Source organism: Bathymodiolus heckerae thiotrophic gill symbiont (assembly GCF_900128515.1).
In the GTDB taxonomy this organism is placed as follows: Bacteria; Pseudomonadota; Gammaproteobacteria; order PS1; family Pseudothioglobaceae; genus Thioglobus_A.
This window is the reverse complement of record NZ_FQTP01000196.1, coordinates 1-1,569: the sequence shown is the minus strand read 5'-3', so window position 1 is coordinate 1,569 and position 1,569 is coordinate 1. Positions and strand designations below refer to the sequence as shown.

Annotated in this window: 2 protein-coding genes; both read right to left on the bottom strand. The window is 37.4% G+C overall.

The window, feature by feature from the left end:
* Positions 1–100 precede the first annotated feature (100 nt).
* A complete protein-coding gene (locus BTHERMOSOX_RS11140) occupies positions 101–385 on the bottom strand; it encodes a hypothetical protein (RefSeq protein WP_138121192.1) in 285 nt (94 codons plus the stop codon).
* 211 nt (positions 386–596) lie between these two features.
* Positions 597–1,199 (bottom strand): helicase HerA domain-containing protein, encoded by a 603-nt coding sequence (locus BTHERMOSOX_RS11135; RefSeq protein ID WP_171004763.1) that lies wholly within the window; start codon positions 1,197–1,199, stop codon positions 597–599.
* Between the last annotated feature and the right edge of the window lie 370 nt (positions 1,200–1,569).

Here is a 1,569-nt window from a genome sequence, read left to right as displayed (position 1 = left end):
AGTAATTCCTGTTCCTTGAGAACCATGAGCCTTAAACGCCTTTGTGAAATTATCGATATAATAAACACTTACAAGGTGTTTTTGTCAAGATTTTTAGGTTTTAACCGTAAGGGTCTGAACGGTTACGTCTAGGTGATTTGAGTGATTTAAAATAGGTGGAAAGAGGGTAGGATTCGTTATGGATTTCTTCTGCTGTCTGTAAAAAATGACGGCCACTATCCACCGTGCTGATGCAACGCAATATCCCAAGACGAATAAAGTTAACATCGTTCAGTTCGGGACATGCCCGTTTCCACAAAGGATAACGTTCTGCTAATATGGCATTTTCCATACTCTTGTTACAGTGGTCAAAGATAAAGTCATTCAGTGTCTGGGGTTCGACCATGGGAGTTTCCGATTATAAGGTTTATAAAACGGAAATTTCTAAAAAAAATTTTTCGTCATTGCAAGCTTTATTTTAAGTTATTTTGTTGTTTTCATAGGCTTATCCAGAGAAGAATTTTCAGGATTGATCAAAATCCGAGAGCAGGACAAGATCTCCCTATAGCGCCTTTAAAATAAGGCATACTGTCTAAGTTTCTTAGCTATTGTACCTTTCAATGGAAACACTGATGTCCAAGATAGAGAGCTTTGATTTTTCGATCAGCGTAACTAATCAGATCATCAATGGTAGGGTAATATTGCTTTAAAGCTTGATACTCATGATTATTGAGTAACCGGGTTCTTATTTCTTCAGTGATCTCATCCTTTTGCCAGGACTTTGGGTTATTGTCATAGCACCCGTTCAGCCAATAAACATCATTGAGTAGATGCCGTAATGCAGTCTCCTGTTTTGAACCGAGTTGTCTGCTGGTGGAATTTATCATCCCGATAATTTCATTAATGCGCCGCCTAATTCCTCCAGAGTGCGAGTTAGCGTTTAATGACAGTAAATTATAGCCTAGACGAGTCGCTTCAGAATAAATGGCTGAAGACGTTCCTGCCTGGTGTAATTCATTATGAACATCAATGATATCTATCTGGATGCCTTGATCTATAGCTGAGCTTATTAGTCTTTTAGCCTGATGGCTTTTCCCTGTCCCGGACATGCCTGTAATCAGTAAATGACTATTAATTAATTCCGCTGTATTTATTATTAGCTGCTGTCTGGTCTGTTTTTGTCGGTATTGATACTCGTTGATTCCGAAAAAGTGTTCCAATGCTGATTCCAGGTAGACTGAGTGATAGCCTAATCATATTAATATTTAGCATGACTCGTAAATAAGAAACCCTATACTGATTTATAACGGTTTATCATCAAGAGTTGAGTGCAGTTATACCTTAATAACTAACGCGCAATGCTTGTTGGATACACATTTATTCATCGACTAAAAAAGCAAGTCGATTAACAAATCCGTATCTTGATAAAATAAAAAATCACTTCACTTCAAAATTAATAGATTATTATTGCGCCGCAGGCTTTTTTGTTTCTACTTTATAGTTTCTATAGCGAAATGTGGCCAAAGGGTGGATAAGTTTGTGGGAAACAGCTTTATCATTTCCCTTCAGCTTATCCGTATGATTCAATGA

Coding starts and splice junctions, on each gene's coding strand:
- BTHERMOSOX_RS11140 (WP_138121192.1), bottom strand. CDS start 385: ATGGTCGAACCCCAGACACTGAATGACTTTATCTTTGACCACTGTAAC.